The 18915-nt window shown below is 55.9% G+C and carries 21 protein-coding genes; 19 read left to right on the top strand and 2 right to left on the bottom strand.

The window, feature by feature from the left end:
• The first annotated feature begins 8 nt into the window (after positions 1-8).
• From eutT to eutR, 14 genes are all read left to right on the top strand, one after another.
• Entirely contained in the window at positions 9-812 is an 804-nt protein-coding gene (gene eutT, locus ACHHZ7_RS03710; RefSeq protein WP_003835057.1) for an ethanolamine utilization cob(I)yrinic acid a,c-diamide adenosyltransferase EutT, read from the top strand.
• Entirely contained in the window at positions 809-1825 is a 1017-nt protein-coding gene (gene pta, locus ACHHZ7_RS03705; protein ID WP_032944169.1) for a phosphate acetyltransferase, read from the top strand. The genes eutT and pta overlap by 4 nt, the downstream gene beginning before the upstream one ends.
• 36 nt (positions 1826-1861) lie before the next feature.
• Positions 1862-2155, top strand: a complete 294-nt coding sequence (eutM, locus tag ACHHZ7_RS03700) for an ethanolamine utilization microcompartment protein EutM (RefSeq protein WP_003835054.1) — start codon at positions 1862-1864, stop codon at positions 2153-2155.
• A gap of 114 nt (positions 2156-2269) precedes the next feature.
• Positions 2270-2557 (top strand): ethanolamine utilization microcompartment protein EutN, encoded by a 288-nt coding sequence (eutN, locus tag ACHHZ7_RS03695; protein WP_003038011.1) that lies wholly within the window; start codon positions 2270-2272, stop codon positions 2555-2557.
• 11 nt (positions 2558-2568) lie between these two features.
• Positions 2569-3972 (top strand): aldehyde dehydrogenase family protein, encoded by a 1404-nt coding sequence (locus tag ACHHZ7_RS03690; RefSeq protein ID WP_003835050.1) that lies wholly within the window; start codon positions 2569-2571, stop codon positions 3970-3972.
• A 12-nt stretch (positions 3973-3984) separates the two neighbouring features.
• Positions 3985-4824, top strand: a complete 840-nt coding sequence (gene eutJ, locus ACHHZ7_RS03685) for an ethanolamine utilization protein EutJ (RefSeq protein WP_008785421.1) — start codon at positions 3985-3987, stop codon at positions 4822-4824.
• Positions 4814-6001, top strand: a complete 1188-nt coding sequence (gene eutG, locus ACHHZ7_RS03680; RefSeq protein WP_008785420.1) for an ethanolamine utilization ethanol dehydrogenase EutG — start codon at positions 4814-4816, stop codon at positions 5999-6001. The genes eutJ and eutG overlap by 11 nt, the downstream gene beginning before the upstream one ends.
• A gap of 119 nt (positions 6002-6120) precedes the next feature.
• Entirely contained in the window at positions 6121-7353 is a 1233-nt protein-coding gene (gene eutH, locus ACHHZ7_RS03675; protein ID WP_003835043.1) for an ethanolamine utilization protein EutH, read from the top strand.
• Complete coding sequence (eutA, locus tag ACHHZ7_RS03670; RefSeq protein WP_008785419.1) at positions 7350-8753, top strand: ethanolamine ammonia-lyase reactivating factor EutA; 1404 nt, start codon at positions 7350-7352, stop codon at positions 8751-8753. Before eutH ends, eutA begins: the two co-directional genes overlap by 4 nt.
• An 11-nt stretch (positions 8754-8764) precedes the next feature.
• The gene (gene eutB, locus ACHHZ7_RS03665; RefSeq protein ID WP_003038029.1) at positions 8765-10126 is read left to right on the top strand and encodes an ethanolamine ammonia-lyase subunit alpha; all 1362 of its coding nucleotides are present in this window, start codon (positions 8765-8767) and stop codon (positions 10124-10126) included.
• A 20-nt stretch (positions 10127-10146) separates the two neighbouring features.
• Positions 10147-11043: an ethanolamine ammonia-lyase subunit EutC gene (gene eutC, locus ACHHZ7_RS03660; RefSeq protein ID WP_008785418.1), complete on the top strand. Its 897-nt coding sequence runs from the start codon at positions 10147-10149 to the stop codon at positions 11041-11043.
• Between the two features lie 9 nt (positions 11044-11052).
• Positions 11053-11712 (top strand): ethanolamine utilization microcompartment protein EutL, encoded by a 660-nt coding sequence (eutL, locus tag ACHHZ7_RS03655; protein WP_003838537.1) that lies wholly within the window; start codon positions 11053-11055, stop codon positions 11710-11712.
• 11 nt (positions 11713-11723) lie between these two features.
• Entirely contained in the window at positions 11724-12254 is a 531-nt protein-coding gene (gene eutK, locus ACHHZ7_RS03650) for an ethanolamine utilization microcompartment protein EutK (protein WP_003835033.1), read from the top strand.
• A 48-nt stretch (positions 12255-12302) separates the two neighbouring features.
• Entirely contained in the window at positions 12303-13355 is a 1053-nt protein-coding gene (eutR, locus tag ACHHZ7_RS03645) for an HTH-type transcriptional regulator EutR (protein ID WP_008785417.1), read from the top strand.
• A gap of 95 nt (positions 13356-13450) precedes the next feature.
• Here eutR and hemF read toward each other — a convergent pair whose 3' ends face one another.
• On the bottom strand, positions 13451-14350 hold the full coding sequence (gene hemF / locus ACHHZ7_RS03640) for an oxygen-dependent coproporphyrinogen oxidase (protein WP_048224960.1): 900 nt from the start codon (positions 14348-14350) through the stop codon (positions 13451-13453).
• A 2-nt stretch (positions 14351-14352) separates the two neighbouring features.
• Positions 14353-15222, bottom strand: coding sequence for an N-acetylmuramoyl-L-alanine amidase AmiA (gene amiA / locus ACHHZ7_RS03635; protein WP_003038046.1), 870 nt, complete (start codon positions 15220-15222; stop codon positions 14353-14355).
• 212 nt (positions 15223-15434) lie between these two features.
• On the opposite strand from amiA, the gene ACHHZ7_RS03630 reads away from it, so the two are divergent.
• From ACHHZ7_RS03630 to ucpA, 5 genes are all read left to right on the top strand, one after another.
• Positions 15435-15860, top strand: a complete 426-nt coding sequence (locus ACHHZ7_RS03630; protein ID WP_003038048.1) for a GNAT family acetyltransferase — start codon at positions 15435-15437, stop codon at positions 15858-15860.
• Positions 15847-16296, top strand: a complete 450-nt coding sequence (locus tag ACHHZ7_RS03625) for a DUF2919 domain-containing protein (RefSeq protein ID WP_008785415.1) — start codon at positions 15847-15849, stop codon at positions 16294-16296. Before ACHHZ7_RS03630 ends, ACHHZ7_RS03625 begins: the two co-directional genes overlap by 14 nt.
• A 59-nt stretch (positions 16297-16355) precedes the next feature.
• Complete coding sequence (locus ACHHZ7_RS03620) at positions 16356-16931, top strand: RpoE-regulated lipoprotein (RefSeq protein WP_048215807.1); 576 nt, start codon at positions 16356-16358, stop codon at positions 16929-16931.
• Positions 16932-17024: 93 nt separating this feature from the next.
• A complete protein-coding gene (gene yfeX / locus ACHHZ7_RS03615; RefSeq protein WP_048215808.1) occupies positions 17025-17924 on the top strand; it encodes a porphyrinogen peroxidase in 900 nt (299 codons plus the stop codon).
• A 172-nt stretch (positions 17925-18096) separates the two neighbouring features.
• Positions 18097-18888, top strand: coding sequence for an SDR family oxidoreductase UcpA (ucpA, locus tag ACHHZ7_RS03610; protein ID WP_003835020.1), 792 nt, complete (start codon positions 18097-18099; stop codon positions 18886-18888).
• Positions 18889-18915: the final 27 nt, after the last annotated feature.

Here is an 18915-nt window from a genome sequence, read left to right as displayed (position 1 = left end):
GCGGATGTATGAAGGATTTCATTACCGAAGCATGGCTCAGAGCGAATCATACGCTCAGCGAAGGGGCTGAAATTCATCTCCCCGCTGACGCTCGCCTGACGCCGTCTGCCCGGGAATTACTGGAAAGCCGACATCTGCGTATTAAGTTTATCGACGAGCAGGGCAGCCTGTTTATTGATGACGAAGAACAGCAGCCGCAGCCGGTGCATGGATTAACCAGCAGCGATACGCATCCACAGGCCAGCTGCGAACTGTGCCATCAACCGGTGGCGAAGAAACCGGACACCCTGACGCATCTGACGGCGGACAAGATGGTCGCCAAAAGTGACCCTCGGCTGGGATTTCGCGCCGCGCTGGACAGCACCATCGCCCTGGCTGTGTGGTTGCAGATTGAGATGGCAGAACCGTGGCAGCCGTGGCTGGCGGATATCCGCTCGCGCCTGGGCAATATTATGCGCGCTGACGCCATGGATGAGCCGCTGGCAGCACAAGCTGTCGTGGGGTTAAGTGACGAAGATTTACACCGTCTTTCTCATCAACCGCTGCGCTATCTGGACCACGACCACCTGGTGCCTGAAGCCAGCCACGGACGTGATTGCGCGCTGCTTAATCTGCTGCGTACCAAAGTCCGTGAAACGGAGACGGTGGCGGCCCAGGTGTTCATCACTCGCAGTTTTGAGGTTATGCGACCGGACATTATGCAGGCGCTCAACCGCCTTTCCAGTACGGTCTACGTGATGATGATTCTGAGCGTTGCGAAGCATCCGCTGACGGTTAACCAAATTCAACAGCGACTGGGGGAGAAGCAATGATCATTGAACGTGCTCGTCAACTCGCCCAACGCTCACCGGCACGGGTGGTGTTCCCGGATGCTCTGGATGTCCGGGTGCTGAAGGCGGCGAATTACCTGCATCAGCACGGTCTGGCACATCCCATTCTCGTTGCCAGTCCGTTTGCGCTGCGCCAGTTTGCCCTCAGTCACCGGGTGGCAATGGATGGCATTCAGGTTATCGATCCGCAAAGCAATCAGCCAATGCGCGAAGAGTTTGCGCTGCGCTGGCTGGCCCGCGCGGGAGATAAAACGCCTGCGGATGCGCTGGAAAAACTCAACGATCCGCTGATGTTCGCCGCTGCAATGGTCAGCGCGGGTAAAGCTGACGTCTGTATTGCGGGCAATCTCTCATCAACAGCGAACGTGCTGCGTGCCGGATTACGCATTATCGGGCTACAGCCTGGTTGTAAAACGCTGTCGTCAATTTTCCTGATGCTGCCGCAGTACCTTGGTCCGTCATTAGGTTTTGCCGATTGCAGCGTCGTGCCGCAGCCCACCGCCGCACAGCTTGCGGATATTGCGATTGCCAGCGCGCAGACATGGCAGGCGATCACAGGTGAAGAGCCGCGCGTCGCTATGCTGTCGTTTTCAAGTAATGGCAGTGCTCGCCATCCTAACGTCGCTAACGTGCAGCAGGCGACCGAGATCGTTCGTGAGCGTGCCCCGCAGCTTACCGTGGACGGAGAACTGCAATTTGATGCCGCCTTTGTTCCGGATGTCGCAGCGCAAAAAGCGCCCGCCAGTCCGTTAAAGGGCAATGCCAATGTGATGGTCTTCCCATCGCTCGAGGCAGGCAATATTGGCTACAAAATCGCTCAGCGTCTGGGAGGGTATCGCGCAGTAGGTCCGTTGATTCAAGGGCTTGCCGCACCGCTTCATGATCTCTCTCGTGGCTGTAGCGTACAGGAAATTATCGAACTGGCGTTGGTGGCAGCAGTGCCGCGCCAGACTGACGTGAGTCGTGAAAACGCCTCACAAACACTGGTTGTTTAGGTCCCGTTCTGGACCCCTTAATGAGAGGAAAACACAATGGAAGCATTAGGAATGATTGAAACCCGGGGCCTGGTTGCACTGATTGAGGCTTCTGACGCAATGGTTAAAGCGGCACGGGTGAAACTGGTTGGCGTGAAGCAGATCGGTGGCGGTCTGGTCACTGCCATGGTCCGTGGCGACGTAGCGGCATGTAAAGCTGCAACGGACGCAGGTGCTGCGGCTGCACAGCGTATTGGTGAGCTGGTTTCAGTACACGTGATCCCACGTCCGCACGGCGATCTGGAAGAAGTGTTCCCGATCAGCTTTAAAGGCGACAGCAACGACATGTAAGTCGTCCATGTGACGCCACAGACTTCATTGCTGGCGTCACCCTCTCTCCTTTTCACATTACCTTCTGCGGAGGGTAGGGGGAGGTTTTACCTGAAATATGCCACGGAGGCGCGTATGAAACTGGCAATCGTTACAGGACAAATTGTTTGTACCGTACGCCATCAGGGGCTCGCGCACGACAAGTTGCTGATGGTGGAAATGATTGACGCCCAGGGAAATCCCGACGGGCAATGTGCTGTTGCTATCGACAGCATCGGGGCGGGAACCGGAGAGTGGGTGCTGCTGGTCAGCGGAAGCTCCGCCCGTCAGGCGCACCGGAATGAATCATCGCCTGTCGATCTGTGCGTGATTGGCATTGTCGATGAAGTGGTGGCAGGTGGTCAGGTGATCTTCCATAAATAAGGCAGAAAATCATGAATCAACAGGATATTGAACAGGTCGTGAAAGCGGTACTGCTGAAAATGAAAGACAGCAGCCAACCCGTCAGTGCCGTTCAAGAAATGGGCGTTTTTGCCTCCCTGGATGACGCAGTGGCGGCAGCAAAACTGGCCCAGCAGGGGTTGAAAAGCGTCGCCATGCGCCAACTGGCTATCACGGCTCTACGTGAGGCGGGCGAAAAGCACGCCAGAGAATTAGCGGAACTTGCCGTCACTGAAACCGGCATGGGACGCGTCGAAGATAAATTTGCCAAAAACGTGGCGCAGGCGCGCGGCACGCCGGGTGTGGAATGCCTGTCTCCACAGGTTCTGACCGGCGATAACGGTCTGACGCTGATTGAAAACGCACCGTGGGGCGTGGTGGCCTCGGTAACCCCATCCACCAACCCGGCCGCGACCGTCATTAACAACGCTATCAGCCTGATTGCCGCTGGTAACAGCGTGGTCTTCGCACCGCATCCGGCGGCGAAAAAAGTCTCTCAGCGCGCTATCACTCTGCTTAACCAGGCGGTGGTTGCTGCAGGCGGTCCGGCAAACCTGTTGGTGACGGTTGCCAACCCGGATATCGAGACTGCGCAGCGTCTGTTCAAGTACCCAGGTATCGGCCTGCTGGTGGTGACCGGTGGTGAAGCCGTAGTAGACGCCGCGCGTAAGCACACCAACAAACGTCTGATTGCCGCTGGTGCGGGTAATCCACCAGTGGTGGTTGATGAAACGGCTGACCTGGCACGCGCGGCGCAGTCGATAGTCAAAGGTGCATCGTTTGATAACAACATCATCTGCGCCGACGAAAAAGTGCTGATCGTGGTCGATAGCGTCGCTGATGAACTGATGCGTCTGATGGAAAGCCAGCATGCGGTGAAACTGACCGCGGCTCAGGCTGAACAGCTGCAGCCGGTGCTGCTGAAAAATATCGATGAGCGCGGTAAAGGCACAGTCAGTCGTGACTGGGTCGGGCGCGATGCCGGAAAAATCGCTGCGGCGATTGGTCTGAACGTACCGGAGCAAACCCGTCTGTTATTCGTCGAAACCTCCGCGACGCATCCGTTTGCCGTTACCGAACTGATGATGCCGGTGCTGCCGGTCGTGCGAGTTGCTAACGTCGATGAAGCCATTGAACTGGCGGTCAAGCTGGAAGGCGGCTGCCACCATACGGCGGCGATGCACTCACGCAATATCGAAAATATGAACCGTATGGCAAACGCCATTGATACCAGCATCTTCGTTAAGAACGGACCGTGTATTGCCGGTCTTGGACTGGGCGGTGAAGGCTGGACCACGATGACTATTACCACACCAACCGGGGAAGGGGTGACCAGTGCGCGTACGTTTGTGCGTCTGCGTCGCTGTGTGTTGGTAGACGCCTTCAGAATTGTATAAGGAGTAAATGAGATGGCGCACGACGAACAACGTTGGTTGACACCCAGACTGCTAAAAGCGGCAACGCTATGTAACCAGACGCCTGTAAAGAGCGATTCACCGCTGTGGTTGGGCATTGATTTGGGAACGTGTGATGTGGTGTCGATGGTTGTGGACAGTGACGGACAGCCGGTCGCGGTTTGCCTGGACTGGGCCGATGTCGTGCGCGATGGCATCGTCTGGGATTTCTTTGGTGCGGTGACCATCGTTCGTCGCCATCTCGATACGCTCGAACAACAACTGGGTTGCCGTTTTACCCATGCGGCAACCTCGTTTCCACCGGGAACTGACCCACGCATCTCTATTAACGTGCTGGAGTCTGCCGGGCTTGAAGTGAGCCATGTCCTCGACGAACCAACCGCGGTGGCGGATCTGTTGCAGCTTGATAACGCCGGCGTGGTGGATATTGGTGGTGGCACTACCGGGATTGCGATTGTTAAACAGGGCAAAGTGACTTACTCCGCTGATGAAGCGACCGGCGGGCACCATATATCTCTGACGCTGGCCGGGAACCGTCGTATCCAGTTGGAGGAAGCCGAGCAGTACAAGCGCAGCAATGGCAAAGAAATCTGGCCGGTGGTGAAGCCTGTCTACGAAAAGATGGCGGAAATCGTGGCGCACCATATTGCCGGACAGGGTGTCGCTGATTTGTGGCTGGCGGGTGGCTCCTGTATGCAGCCAGGCGTTGATGAACTGTTCCGTAAGCGTTTCCCGGAACTGCAGGTGCATTTACCCCAGCACAGCCTGTTTATGACTCCGCTGGCGATTGCAAACAGCGGAAAAGAAAAAGCGGAAGGAATCTATGCAAGCTGAATTGCAGACCGCGCTCTTTCAGGCATTCGATACCCTGAATCTGCAACGCGTTAAAACGTTTAGCGTTCCACCGGTCACCCTTTGCGGATTGGGAGCGCTCAGTACCTGCGGTCAGGAAGCACAAACGCGCGGACTGACGCACATGTTCGTCATGGTAGACAGCTTTCTGCATCAGGCTGGGATGACCGCGGCACTGGAGCGCAGCCTGGCGATGAAAGGTGTGGCGATGACGCTGTGGCCGTGCCCGGTGGGCGAACCGTGCATTACGGACGTCTGCGCGGCAGTCGCGCAACTGCGTGAATCGAAGTGCGACGGTGTCGTGGCTTTCGGCGGCGGTTCCGTGCTGGATGCCGCCAAGGCAGTGGCGTTGCTGGTGACCAATCCTACTCAGACGCTGGCTGACATGGACGAGCGCAGCGTGTTACGCCCGCGTCTGCCGCTGATTGCCGTACCGACTACCGCCGGAACGGGCTCAGAAACCACGAACGTCACGGTGATTATCGACGCCGCGACCGGACTCAAAAAAGTGCTGGCCCACGCAACCCTGATGCCGGATGTGGCGATCCTTGACGCCGCATTGACGGAAGGCGTGCCTGCACACGTAACGGCGATGACCGGGATTGATGCACTGACGCACGCCGTTGAAGCGTATAGCGCACTGAACGCGACGCCGTTTACCGACAGCCTGGCGATTGGTGCGATAGCGATGATCGGTAAATCGCTGCCGAAGGCCGTCGGCTACGGTCAGGATCTGGCTGCGCGCGAAAGCATGCTGCTGGCTTCCTGTATGGCCGGGATGGCGTTTTCCAGCGCTGGGCTTGGCCTGTGCCATGCGATGGCGCACCAGCCGGGAGCGACGTTGCACATTCCACACGGACAGGCTAACGCCATGCTGCTTCCCACGGTAATGGGGTTCAACCGCATGGTGTGTCGTGAGCGCTTTAGCCATATCGGACGCGCGTTAACCAACAAGAAATCGGACGATCGTGATGCTATCAACGCGGTCAGCGAGTTGATTAGCGAAGTGGGCCAGACCAAACGACTCTCTGACGTTGGGGCAAAGCCCGAGCAGTACAGCGCATGGGCTCACGCCGCGCTGGAGGATATTTGTATTCGCAGTAACCCACGCACCGCCACGCAGGCACAGATCATCGACCTGTACGCGGCTGCCGGGTAATGCCTGTAGGCCGGATAAGGTGCTCGCACCGCCATCCGGCAATAACACGGCGTTAATGCCGGAGGCGACGTAAACGTCTTATCCGGCCTACAAATCACAAATGACAGGGAGTAGGGGCTATGGGAATTAACGAAATCATCATGTACATCATGATGTTCTTTATGCTGATTGCCGCCGTGGACAGGATCCTGTCGCAGTTCGGCGGTTCGGCACGCTTCCTCGGTAAGTTCGGTAAGAGTATTGAGGGATCGGGCGGCCAGTTTGAAGAAGGTTTTATGGCGATGGGCGCGCTGGGTCTGGCGATGGTTGGTATGACCGCGCTGGCACCGGTTCTGGCGCATGTGCTCGGGCCAGTGATTATTCCGCTGTATGAAATGCTGGGCGCGAACCCGTCGATGTTTGCCGGAACGCTGCTGGCGTGCGATATGGGCGGCTTCTTCCTGGCGAAAGAACTGGCGGGCGGCGACGTTGCGGCGTGGCTGTACTCTGGCCTGATCCTCGGGGCGATGATGGGGCCGACGCTGGTCTTCTCCATTCCGGTTGCGCTGGGGATTATTGAACCGTCTGACCGTCGTTATCTGGCGCTGGGCGTGCTGGCGGGTATTGTCACCATTCCGATTGGTTGTATTGCGGGCGGTTTGATTGCGATGTACTCCGGCGTCGAAATCAACGGACAGCCGGTGGAGTTCACCTTCGCGCTGATCCTGATGAATATGATCCCGGTGCTGATCGTGGCTGTGCTGGTGGCGCTGGGACTGAAATTCATCCCGGAAAAAATGATCAACGGCTTCCAGATCTTCGCGAAATTCCTGGTGGCGCTGATCACCATCGGCCTGGCAGCAGCGGTGGTCAAATTCCTGCTCGGCTGGGAGCTGATCCCAGGTCTTGATCCTATCTTCATGGCTCCGGGCGACAAGCCGGGTGAAGTGATGCGCGCCATCGAAGTTATCGGTTCTATTTCCTGCGTACTGCTCGGTGCGTACCCAATGGTACTGCTGCTGACCCGCTGGTTTGAAAAACCGCTGATGAGCGTCGGTAACCTGTTAAAAATCAATAATATTGCGGCTGCCGGTATGGTTGCGACGCTGGCGAACAACATCCCAATGTTCGGCATGATGAAGAATATGGATACCCGCGGCAAAGTGATCAACTGCGCCTTCGCGGTCTCCGCGGCCTTTGCACTGGGTGACCACTTAGGCTTCGCCGCTGCCAACATGAACGCGATGATCTTCCCGATGATTGTCGGCAAGTTGATTGGCGGCGTGACGGCGATTGGTGTGGCTATGCTGTTGGTACCGAAAGATGAAGATGTGCCAGCAGAAGTAGAAACCAACCCGGAGGCGCAATCGTGAATACTCGCCAGCTACTGAGCGTCGGTATCGATATCGGCACCACTACCACTCAGGTGATTTTCTCGCGCCTTGAGTTAGTCAACCGTGCGGCAGTGTCGCAGGTGCCGCGCTACGAATTCATCAAACGCGAAATTAGCTGGCAAAGCCCGGTGTTCTTTACCCCCGTTGATAAGCAGGGCGGGTTGAAAGAGGCCGAACTTAAGGCGCTGATCCTCGCCCAGTATCAGGCGGCGGGTATTGCACCTGAGACTGTCGATTCCGGCGCGATCATCATCACCGGAGAAAGTGCCAAAACCCGTAATGCGCGTCCGGCGGTGATGGCGCTCTCTCAGTCGCTGGGGGATTTTGTGGTGGCCAGCGCCGGACCGCATCTGGAATCGGTGATTGCCGGTCACGGTGCGGGGGCACAAACCCTGTCCGAGCAGAAGTTGTGCCGCGTACTGAATATCGACATCGGTGGCGGTACGTCGAACTACGTTCTGTTTGATGCTGGAAAGGTCAGCGGTTCGGCTTGCCTCAACGTCGGCGGGCGACTGCTGGAAACGGACGGCCAGGGGCGAGTAGTACATGCGCATCAGCCGGGGCAGATGATTGTTGATGACGTATTTGGTCCGGGCACCGACGTCCGAACCCTCAATGCGGCGCAGCTTGTTCAGGTAGCACGACGGATGGCGGCGCTGATTGTGGAGGTTATTGACGGCACGTTATCACCGCTGGCGCAGGCGCTGATGCAAACCGGCCTGTTACCGGCGGGCGTGAAACCGGAAGTGATTACGTTGTCCGGCGGGGTGGGCGAGTGCTACCGCAACCAACCAGCCGATCCGTTCTGTTTTTCCGACATTGGCCCGCTGTTAGCGACTGCGCTGCATGAACATCCGCGCCTGCGTGAGATGAACGTGCAGTTCCCGGCGCAAACCGTGCGCGCCACGGTGATTGGCGCCGGTGCGCATACGCTGTCGCTTTCGGGCAGCACCATCTGGCTGGAAGGTGTGGCGCTTCCGCTGCGCAATCTGCCGGTGGCGATTCCGGTTGATGAGGCTGATTTGGTGGCCGCCTGGCAACAGGCGCTAATGCAGCTCGATCTGGACCCGCAAACGGACGCCTACGTGCTGGCGCTGCCCGGTTCGCTGCCGGTGCGCTACGCCGCGCTGTTAACGGTGATTGATGCGCTGCTGGCCTTTGTCGCGCGCTATCCGAATCCGCATCCCCTGCTGGTGGTAGCCGAGCAGGATTTTGGTAAGGCCCTGGGCATGCTGTTACGCCCACAGTTACAGCAACACCCGCTGGCAGTCATCGATGAGGTGGTTGTCCGGGCGGGGGACTATATCGACATTGGTACGCCTCTTTTTGGCGGATCGGTTGTGCCGGTGACGGTGAAATCACTCGCATTTCCTTCCTGAGGGAACGACTTATGAAACTAAAGACCACATTGTTCGGCAATGTTTATCAGTTTAAGGATGTTAAAGAGGTGCTGGCAAAAGCCAACGAACTGCGTTCGGGGGATGTGCTGGCAGGAGTGGCCGCAACCAGTTCGCAGGAGCGCGTGGCGGCCAAGCAGGTACTGTCGGAAATGACGGTGGCGGATATCCGCAATAACCCGGTGATTTCCTATGAAGAGGACTGTGTTACTCGTCTGATTCAGGATGACGTCAACGAGACGGCCTATAACCGTATCAAAAACTGGAGTATCAGCGAGCTGCGCGAGTACGTGCTGAGCGATGAAACCTCCGTTGATGACATTGCGTTTACGCGCAAAGGGTTAACGTCGGAAGTGGTCGCTGCGGTAGCAAAAATCTGCTCTAACGCGGACCTGATCTACGGCGGTAAGAAAATGCCGGTGATCAAAAAGGCCAATACCACCATCGGTCTGCCGGGCACCTTCAGCTGCCGTTTGCAGCCGAACGACACCCGTGATGACGTGCAGAGTATTGCCGCACAAATCTACGAAGGGCTGTCCTTCGGGGCGGGCGATGCGGTGATCGGCGTAAACCCGGTAACGGATGACGTGGAAAACTTAAGCCGCGTACTGGATACCGTGTACGGCGTTATCGACAAATTCAACATCCCGACCCAGGGCTGCGTACTGGCACACGTGACTACCCAGATCGAAGCGATTCGTCGCGGCGCGCCGGGCGGGCTGATTTTCCAGAGTATCTGCGGTAGCGAAAAAGGCTTAAAAGAGTTTGGCGTTGAGTTGGCCATGCTGGATGAAGCGCGCGCAGTGGGCGCTGAGTTCAACCGTATCGCCGGGGAAAACTGCCTGTACTTCGAAACCGGGCAAGGGTCTGCGCTCTCCGCGGGGGCCAACTTCGGCGCCGATCAGGTGACGATGGAAGCGCGTAACTACGGGCTGGCACGCCACTATGATCCGTTCCTGGTGAACACCGTGGTGGGCTTTATCGGGCCGGAGTATCTCTACAACGACCGTCAGATTATTCGCGCGGGTCTGGAAGATCACTTTATGGGCAAGCTGAGCGGCATCTCAATGGGCTGCGACTGCTGCTACACCAACCATGCTGATGCTGACCAGAACCTTAACGAAAACCTGATGATTCTGCTCGCCACCGCTGGCTGCAACTACATCATGGGCATGCCGCTCGGTGACGACATCATGCTCAACTATCAGACCACCGCCTTCCATGACACCGCGACCGTGCGTCAGCTGCTGAACCTGCGTCCGTCGCCGGAGTTTGAACGCTGGCTGGAAACCATGGGCATTATGGCAAACGGTCGCCTGACCAAACGGGCGGGCGATCCGTCACTGTTCTTCTGATGACGCGGGGATGACACACGATGGATCAAAAACAGATTGAAGAAATTGTACGCAGCGTAATGGCGTCAATGGGTGAGTCTCAACCGCAGGCTCAAGAACCGTCAGCGCCAGCAAAATGCAGCACCACGCAGTGCGCCGCGCCGACCGGTGAAAGCTGCGCGATGGACTTAGGCTCAGCCGAAGCCAAAGCATGGATTGGCGTTGAGAATCCGCACCGTGCAGAGGTGTTGACTGAACTTCGCCGTAGCACCGCTGCGCGTGTATGTACCGGTCGTGCCGGTCCTCGTCCGCGTACCCAGGCGCTGCTGCGTTTCCTGGCTGACCACTCGCGTTCGAAAGATACGGTATTGAAAGAAGTGCCGGAAGAGTGGGTAAAAGCCCAGGGGCTGCTGGAAGTGCGCTCGGAAATCAGCGACAAAAACCTGTATCTGACGCGTCCGGATATGGGGCGTCGTCTGAGTGCGGAAGCCATTGAAGCACTGAAATCACAGTGTGTAATGAATCCGGATGTGCAGGTGATTATTTCTGATGGCCTGTCTACCGACGCGATTACCGCTAACTATGAAGAGATCCTGCCGCCGCTGTTGTCGGGCTTAAAACAGGCCGGATTGAAGGTCGGGACGCCGTTCTTTGTTCGCTATGGGCGCGTGAAAATCGAAGATCAGATCGGCGAACTGCTGGGTGCAAAAGCGGTGATCCTGCTGGTTGGTGAACGTCCGGGCCTCGGCCAGTCGGAAAGTCTTTCTTGCTATGCCGTCTATTCGCCGCGTGTGGCGACCACCGTTGAGGCTGATCGTACCTGTATCTCGAACATTCACCAGGGCGGTACGCCACCGGTTGAAGCGGCGGCGGTGATTGTGGATTTGGCCAAGCGCATGCTGGAGCAAAAAGCATCCGGCATCAATATGACCCGTTAAGGAGGCATCATGCCAGCATTAGATTTAATTAGACCTTCAGTCACCGCAATGCGTGTGATTGCCTCGGTAAATGACGGTTTTGCCCGCGAACTTAAATTACCGCCACATATACGTAGCCTCGGACTCATCACAGCAGATTCTGATGACGTGGCGTATATTGCCGCAGATGAAGCGACAAAACAGGCAATGGTCGAAGTGGTTTATGGCCGCTCGCTGTATGCCGGTGCGGCGCACAGTCCCTCTCCAACATCGGGCGAAGTGCTGATTATGCTCGGTGGACCAAACCCGGCCGAAGTTCGCGCGGGTCTGGACGCGATGGTGGCCAATATTGAAAGCGGGGCGGCATTCCAGTGGGCGAATGACGCAGAAGATACCGCCTTCCTGGCGCATGTGGTTTCGCGTACCGGTTCGTATCTCTCCGCAACCGCGGGATGCCGACTGGGCGATCCGATGGCGTATCTGGTAGCACCACCGCTGGAAGCGACATTTGGTATTGATGCCGCGCTGAAATCTGCCGATGTACAACTGGTGACCTATGTACCACCGCCGTCAGAAACCAACTATTCAGCCGCGTTTTTGACCGGTAGCCAGGCCGCTTGTAAAGCCGCATGCAACGCCTTTGCCGATGCCGTTCTGGATATTGCCCGTAATCCAATCCAGCGCGCGTAAGAGAGGTAGTGATGATCAATGCACTGGGATTACTGGAAGTGGATGGCATGGTGGCTGCCGTGGACGCGGCCGATGCCATGCTGAAAGCCGCGAACGTGCGTCTGCTTAGCCACGAAGTGCTCGATCCTGGTCGACTGACGCTGGTGGTGGAAGGCGATCTGGCGGCATGCCGCGCAGCGCTGGATGCTGGCAGTGCAGCCGCAGCGCGTACGGGCCGTGTTATCAGCCGTAAGGAAATAGGCCGGCCGGACGATGACACCCAGTGGCTGATCGGCGGTTTTAAACGCCAGCCGAAGAAACCTGAACAGAAGCCAGAAGCGAAAACAGAAGTGAAACCAGAGAAGACACAGGACGCCCCAGTGACGTCTGAATCCTCTGCCCAACTTCTGACGCTGTTAGCATCGGTCCGTCAAGGAATGACGGCAGGGGAAGTGGCGGCCCACTTTGGCTGGTCACTTGATGAAGCCAGAAATGCGCTGGAACAGCTCTTTTCTGATGGAGCGTTGCGTAAACGCAGTAGTCGCTACCGCTTAAAAAATTAACCTGTCGGAGGGCCGGGGGCTTCGTTGAAGCTTCCGGCTTAAAAGATCATGAAAAAGAACCGTTCTGCAAACTTGCACCATCTTTATCATGAAGTATTACCCGAAGACGTTAAACTGACGCCGAAAGTGGAAGTGGACAACGTTCACCAACGGCGAACAACGGATGTGTATGAGCACGCGCTGACGATTACCGCCTGGCAGCAGATCTACGACCAGCTGCATCCGGGAAAATTTCATGGCGAGTTCACGGAAATCCTGCTCGATGATATTCAGGTGTTCCGTGAATACACCGGACTGGCGCTGCGTCAGTCGTGCCTTGTCTGGCCAAACTCATTTTGGTTTGGCATTCCGGCCACGCGCGGCGAGCAGGGATTTATTGGTACCCAGTGTTTGGGTAGCGCTGAAATTGCCACCCGCCCAGGCGGGACGGAGTTTGAACTGAGTACCCCGGATGATTACACCATTTTGGGTGTCGTCATTTCGGAAGAGGCCATTGCTCGTCAGGCCAACTTCCTGCATAACCCGGAAAGGGTGCTACATATGCTGCGCAATCAGTCGGCGCTGGAAGTTAAAGAACAACACAAAGCCGCGCTATGGGGCTTTGTGCAGCAGGCGCTGGCGACGTTTAGTGAGAATCCTGAAAACCTTCACCAACCCGCGGTGCGTAAAGTGTTGGGGGATAACCTGCTGCTGGCGATGGGCACCATGCTTGAAGAAGCGCAGCCGATTATGACTGCGGAGAGCATCAGCCATCAGAGCTATCGTCGCTTGCTGTCACGTGCGCGCGAATATGTGCTGGAAAATATGTCAGAGCCGCTGACCGTGCTCGACTTATGCAATCAGCTGCACGTTAGCCGCCGGACGTTGCAAAACGCCTTTCACGCGATCCTCGGTATTGGCCCGAATGCCTGGCTGAAACGTATTCGCCTGAACGCCGTGCGCCGTGAGTTGATAAGCCCATGGTCGCAGAGTGCGACGGTGAAAGACGCCGCCATGCAGTGGGGATTCTGGCATTTAGGGCAGTTTGCCACCGACTACCAGCAGCTGTTTGCGGAGAAACCGTCGTTGACGCTGCATCAGCGTATGCGCCAGTGGGCATGATGAGATTATTGTGCCGGATGCGACGCTAACGCGTCTTATCCGGCCTACGGGTTTGCCGTTGTTGTAGGCCTGATAAGCGTAGCGCCATCAGGCAATTACACCCAGTCGCGGACCTGAATAAACTCGCTAAGGGCAGCTTCCGGGCTGTTCGCTTCCGGCTGCCAGTCATACTCCCAGCGTACCAGCGGTGGCATCGACATCAGAATCGACTCCGTGCGCCCGCCGGTTTGCAAACCGAACAACGTGCCGCGATCCCACACCAGATTAAATTCCACATAGCGCCCACGACGATAAAGCTGGAAATTACGCTCGCGCTCGCCCCAGCTCATCATTTTGCGGCGTTCGACGATGGGCAGATACGCCTCGGTGTATCCTTGACCTACCGCCTGCATAAAAGCGAAGCAGTGGTCGAAATCAGGGGTATTCAAATCATCGAAAAACAGCCCGCCAATGCCGCGCTGCTCGTTGCGGTGCTTGAGGAAGAAGTAGTCATCGCACCACTTTTTGTAACGTGGATAAACGTCATCGCCAAACGGCTGGCACAGGTCCCGCGCCGTGCGATGCCAGTGAACCGCATCCTCATCAAAGCCGTAGTAGGGCGTTAAGTCAAAGCCGCCGCCAAACCACCACACGGGATCGGCCCCCGGTTTTTCCGCGATAAAAAAACGTACGTTGGCATGGCTGGTTGGAATGTAGGGATTCTGCGGATGCACTACCAGCGAGACGCCCATGGCTTCAAAACTGCGCCCGGCAAGCTCCGGGCGATGTGCGGTAGCCGAGGCCGGCATTGCATCGCCGTGGACGTGGGAGAAGTTGACGCCTGCTTGCTCGAAAATACCGCCGTTACGCAACACCCGACTGCGCCCGCCGCCGCCCGCTTCGCGTTGCCAGTTATCCTCAACAAATTCGCTGCCGTCTACGGTGGATAACTGCTGACAAATTTCATCCTGCAGGCTGAGCAGGAACTGTTTTACGCGCTGTGCATCGGGCTTCATGGTTAACGTTTCTTCGAGTGTGCTTTCTGGTTATCAAACCAGTGGAAATAGCTGATGATGCCATTGGCGATAGCGGTGGCGATTTTCTGACGAAACGCCGCCGTACCCAGCAATCGTTCTTCTTCCGGGTTGGTGATGAACGAGGTTTCGACCAGGACCGACGGAATCGAAGGTGATTTTAGCACCACGAAGGCGGCCTGTTCCGTGCTGCGACTGTGCAGACGGTGTACCGGCTTGATCTTCTTAAGAATATGCGAGCCTAACGTCAGGCTGTTTTTTATGGTGTCAGTTTGCACCAGATCGAACAGCACCTGCTGCAACAAATGATCTTTATCAGTGGCTTTCTTTCCGGCGACTTCATCGGCCCGGTTTTCACGATCGGACAGATATTTCGCCATGGCGCTACTGGCACCGCGATTGGATAAGGCAAAGACCGAAGCACCCGCAGCGCTCGGATTGGTAAAACCGTCGGCGTGGATCGACATGAACAGATCGGCACCATGTTTGTGGGCGATCTCGACGCGATCGTAGAGCGGAATAAACGTATCGCCGGAGCGGGTCAGGCGTGCATCAATCCCTTGGTTACGTAGGATCGAGCGCACGTTTTTGGCAATAGCCAACACAACGTGCTTTTCTTTCGAGCCGTTGCGACCAATTGCGCCGGTATCAATCCCTCCGTGCCCCGGATCAAGGACAACAACGCGCTTAGCACCGGATTTTTTCGCTTTCGGTTTGCTGTGTCCATTGCTGGTCTTTAGCGCTTCTTCTTTAGCGATGGCTTGTGACATGCCTGACAGCGTCAGGGCGGCCAGCCCGGCTTTCAGCACCTGGCGGCGCGATGTGAGTGTTTTTAGTGGTTTAAAAGTGCTCATACGGCCTGAGTTGTAAAAAAAAGGTTCTAAACGTTATATCGTATCGCGTAGTCCGTTGCGACGGATCGAGATAAGAATTGTTTTACTTTTCATTTCAATACGTGACAATTCCGTATTATGCCATTTTTTCCGCCGCTTCGCGTCAGATATTGGCTAAATCAGCCGTTCGCGCCATAATCGCTTTTTAACGTCCTGAAAAGGTACCCAATACCATGGAAATACGCGTTTTTCGCCAGGAAGATTTCGAAGAGGTGATCACCCTCTGGGAGCGTTGTGATTTGCTGCGTCCATGGAACGACCCTGAAATGGACATCGAACGTAAAGTCAATCATGACGTCAGCTTGTTCCTCGTTGCTGAAGTGAACGGCGAGGTGGTCGGTACGGTGATGGGCGGATACGACGGGCATCGCGGTTCCGCCTATTACCTGGGCGTGCATCCTGAGTTTCGCGGTCGCGGCATCGCCAATGCGCTGCTCAACCGGCTGGAGAAAAAGCTCATTGCCCGCGGTTGTCCGAAGATTCAAATCATGGTGCGTGACGATAACGACGTCGTACAGGGCATGTATGAACGTCTGGGCTATGAACATGCGGATGTACTCAATCTGGGCAAGCGTTTGATCGAAGATGAAGAGTACTGAGTTTCATCCGGCCGACTATGACGGTCATGGGCGTCTGCGCCTGCCTTTTCTCTTCTGGTGCGTACTGCTGTTGCAGGCACGCACCTGGGTTTTGTTTGTGATTGCCGGTTCTTCCCGTGAGCAGGGCAACACCTTGCTGAATCTGTTTTATCCCGATCATGACGCATTCTGGCTGGGATTGCTTCCCGGCGTTCCCGCCGTGCTGGCGTTTTTACTCAGCGGGCGACGCTTTGCGTTTCCGGTGCTCTGGCGTTGGCTGCGCGGATTATTGATTCTCGCTCAACTGGTGCTGCTGTGCTGGCAGCCGGTGATGTGGCTGGCAGGCGATCCGCTCAATGGCGTCGGGCTGGCGCTGCTGGTGGCGGATATTGTCGCGCTGATCTGGCTGTTAACCAATCAACGTCTGCGCGCCTGTTTTTCCCTTGAGAAAGAATAACGGCACTTTTTGGGGAAACCGGACTCCAAGCAACGTTGATAAATAAGGAAGGAAGTGAAATGAAATCACTGCGTTTGACTTTATGCGCGATGCCGCTGCTACTGGCCGGGTGTTCAACGCTGTCGTCGGTGAACTGGTCTGCCGCCAATCCGTGGAACTGGTTTGGTTCTTCAACGCAGGTCACAGAGCAGGGCGTCGGAGCGTTAACGGGCGCTACGCCGCTGGATGAAAAAGCCATTGCTGATGCGCTGGACGGCGATTACCGCCTGCGTAGCGGAATGAAGACCGATAACGGTAATGTGGTGCGCTTCTATGAAGCGATGAAAGACGACAAGCTGGCGATAGTCATCAACGGCAGCCAGGGAACCATCAGTCGTATTGATGTATTAGATCACGATATTTCGTCAGCCGCGGGTGTCGAAATCGGTACACCGTTTAGCGACCTTTACACTAAAGCTTTCGGTAATTGCCAAAAAGCAACCGGCGATGACAGCGCGGGCGTTGAGTGTAAAGCTGAAGGAAGTCAACATATTAGCTATATTTTTTCCGGTGAATGGAGCGGGCCTGAGGATATAATGCCGTCTGACGACACGCTGAAAGCGTGGAAAGTAAGCAAAATTATCTGGCGGCGTTAATTTGCGTCTGAACAAATCAGCTTGTTAAAAAAACAGGTAGAATAGCGCCCATCAATGCCACGATGTCGTGGCATCTTTTTTTCAGGAGGAACAATGTCTCAGGTTCAGAGTGGCATTTTGCCAGAACATTGCCGTGCGGCGATTTGGATTGAAGCCAATGTTAAAGGCGACGTTGATGCCCTGCGTGCGGCCAGCAAAACCTTCGCCGATAAGCTGGCGACCTTTGAAGCTAAGTTCCCGGATGCGCATCTGGGCGCGGTTGTCGCTTTTGGCAACAACACCTGGCGTGCATTGAGCGGCGGCGTCGGTGCTGAAGAGTTAAAAGACTTTATCCCTTACGGTAAAGGTCTGGCACCAGCAACCCAATATGACGTGTTGATCCATATTCTCTCTTTGCGTCATGACGTGAATTTCTCCGTTGCGCAGGCGGCAATGGAAGCATTTGGCGACTGTATTGAAGTTAAAGAAGAAATCCACGGTTTCCGTTGGGTCGAAGAGCGCGATCTCAGCGGCTTTGTTGACGGTACGGAAAACCCGGCAGGCGAAGAAACGCGCCGTGAAGTTGCCGTTATCAAAGATGGTGTGGATGCCGGTGGCAGCTATGTGTTTGTGCAGCGTTGGGAACATAACCTGAAGCAGCTTAATCGCATGAGCATCCATGACCAGGAAATGATGATTGGTCGCACCAAGGAAGCCAACGAAGAGATCGACGGTGATGACCGTCCGGTCACCTCTCACCTGAGCCGTGTTGACCTAAAAGAAGACGGTAAAGGGCTGAAAATTGTGCGCCAGAGCCTGCCATACGGTACTGCCAGCGGCACGCATGGTCTCTATTTCTGCGCCTACTGCGCTCGTCTGTACAACATTGAACAACAATTGCTGAGCATGTTTGGTGACACTGACGGTAAGCGTGATGCGATGCTGCGCTTCACCAAACCGGTAACCGGCGGCTATTACTTTGCACCGTCGCTGGACCGTTTAATGGCGCTGTAATGGTGAGCTGATCCTGTTATCGGCCACGAAATAGACATCCCCGCATCGTCGGGGATTTTTTTTACCTGAGATTAACCTGATTTAGTGAGCTATTCCTCAGCACTAATTTGTTATTGCTGTATCTTCTGCGTGAATGAAGCGAAGGATTCATATTCAAAAGGAGAATATTGAAATGGGAAAACTCACGGGCAAAACAGCATTGATTACGGGCGCATCTCAGGGTATTGGCGAGGGTATCGCCAGAACGTTTGCCCGCCATGGTGCGAACTTAATCCTGCTGGATATCTCCGATGAGATTGAAAAACTGGCGGATGAGTTGGCTGGGCGTGGGCACCGTTGCACAGCTGTTCACGCTGACGTCAGAGATTTTGCGTCGGTCAAGGAAGCGGTGACGCGCGCGAAGCAGATTGAAGGCAAAATCGATATTCTGGTGAACAATGCCGGCGTATGCCGCCTCGGCAACTTCCTTGATATGAGCGATGAAGATCGCGATTTCCACATTGATATCAACATTAAAGGCGTCTGGAACGTGACGAAAGCCGTTCTGCCGGAGATGATTGCGCGCAAAGATGGGCGCATCGTGATGATGTCATCGGTGACCGGCGATATGGTTGCTGACCCGGGCGAAACGGCCTACGCGCTGTCGAAAGCCGCGATCATCGGTTTGACCAAATCCCTGGCGGTAGAATATGCGCAGTCCGGCATTCGCGTGAATGCCATTTGCCCTGGCTACGTTCGTACGCCGATGGCGGAAAGCATTGCGCGTCAGTCTAACCCGGAAGATCCTGAATCCGTTTTAGTCGAAATGGCGAAAGCGATCCCGATGCGTCGTCTGGCCTGCCCGCTTGAGGTCGGTGAACTGGCGGCGTTCCTGGCATCGGATGAGTCCAGTTATTTAACTGGCACGCAAAACGTGATTGATGGCGGCAGCACTTTGCCTGAAAGCGTAAGCGTCGGCGTCTGATTGATGCCGGTCTCCTCCCCATGTGCT

It is taken from the genome of Citrobacter freundii complex sp. 2024EL-00216 (assembly GCF_043945515.1).
Lineage (GTDB): Bacteria > Pseudomonadota > Gammaproteobacteria > Enterobacterales > Enterobacteriaceae > Citrobacter > Citrobacter portucalensis.
The sequence above is the reverse complement of the archived record's forward strand: the minus strand, read 5'-3'. Positions and strand labels throughout refer to the sequence as shown.

What these genes read in the sequence shown, in the direction of transcription:
- eutT (WP_003835057.1), top strand. Translation starts at nt 9, where the DNA reads ATGAAGGATTTCATTACCGAAGCATGGCTCAGAGCGAATCATACGCTC.
- pta (WP_032944169.1), top strand. Translation starts at nt 809, where the DNA reads ATGATCATTGAACGTGCTCGTCAACTCGCCCAACGCTCACCGGCACGG.
- eutM (WP_003835054.1), top strand. Translation starts at nt 1,862, where the DNA reads ATGGAAGCATTAGGAATGATTGAAACCCGGGGCCTGGTTGCACTGATT.
- eutN (WP_003038011.1), top strand. Translation starts at nt 2,270, where the DNA reads ATGAAACTGGCAATCGTTACAGGACAAATTGTTTGTACCGTACGCCAT.
- ACHHZ7_RS03690 (WP_003835050.1), top strand. Translation starts at nt 2,569, where the DNA reads ATGAATCAACAGGATATTGAACAGGTCGTGAAAGCGGTACTGCTGAAA.
- eutJ (WP_008785421.1), top strand. Translation starts at nt 3,985, where the DNA reads ATGGCGCACGACGAACAACGTTGGTTGACACCCAGACTGCTAAAAGCG.
- eutG (WP_008785420.1), top strand. Translation starts at nt 4,814, where the DNA reads ATGCAAGCTGAATTGCAGACCGCGCTCTTTCAGGCATTCGATACCCTG.
- eutH (WP_003835043.1), top strand. Translation starts at nt 6,121, where the DNA reads ATGGGAATTAACGAAATCATCATGTACATCATGATGTTCTTTATGCTG.
- eutB (WP_003038029.1), top strand. Translation starts at nt 8,765, where the DNA reads ATGAAACTAAAGACCACATTGTTCGGCAATGTTTATCAGTTTAAGGAT.
- eutC (WP_008785418.1), top strand. Translation starts at nt 10,147, where the DNA reads ATGGATCAAAAACAGATTGAAGAAATTGTACGCAGCGTAATGGCGTCA.
- eutL (WP_003838537.1), top strand. Translation starts at nt 11,053, where the DNA reads ATGCCAGCATTAGATTTAATTAGACCTTCAGTCACCGCAATGCGTGTG.
- eutK (WP_003835033.1), top strand. Translation starts at nt 11,724, where the DNA reads ATGATCAATGCACTGGGATTACTGGAAGTGGATGGCATGGTGGCTGCC.
- eutR (WP_008785417.1), top strand. Translation starts at nt 12,303, where the DNA reads ATGAAAAAGAACCGTTCTGCAAACTTGCACCATCTTTATCATGAAGTA.
- hemF (WP_048224960.1), bottom strand. Translation starts at nt 14,350, where the DNA reads ATGAAGCCCGATGCACAGCGCGTAAAACAGTTCCTGCTCAGCCTGCAG.
- amiA (WP_003038046.1), bottom strand. Translation starts at nt 15,222, where the DNA reads ATGAGCACTTTTAAACCACTAAAAACACTCACATCGCGCCGCCAGGTG.
- ACHHZ7_RS03630 (WP_003038048.1), top strand. Translation starts at nt 15,435, where the DNA reads ATGGAAATACGCGTTTTTCGCCAGGAAGATTTCGAAGAGGTGATCACC.
- ACHHZ7_RS03625 (WP_008785415.1), top strand. Translation starts at nt 15,847, where the DNA reads ATGAAGAGTACTGAGTTTCATCCGGCCGACTATGACGGTCATGGGCGT.
- ACHHZ7_RS03620 (WP_048215807.1), top strand. Translation starts at nt 16,356, where the DNA reads ATGAAATCACTGCGTTTGACTTTATGCGCGATGCCGCTGCTACTGGCC.
- yfeX (WP_048215808.1), top strand. Translation starts at nt 17,025, where the DNA reads ATGTCTCAGGTTCAGAGTGGCATTTTGCCAGAACATTGCCGTGCGGCG.
- ucpA (WP_003835020.1), top strand. Translation starts at nt 18,097, where the DNA reads ATGGGAAAACTCACGGGCAAAACAGCATTGATTACGGGCGCATCTCAG.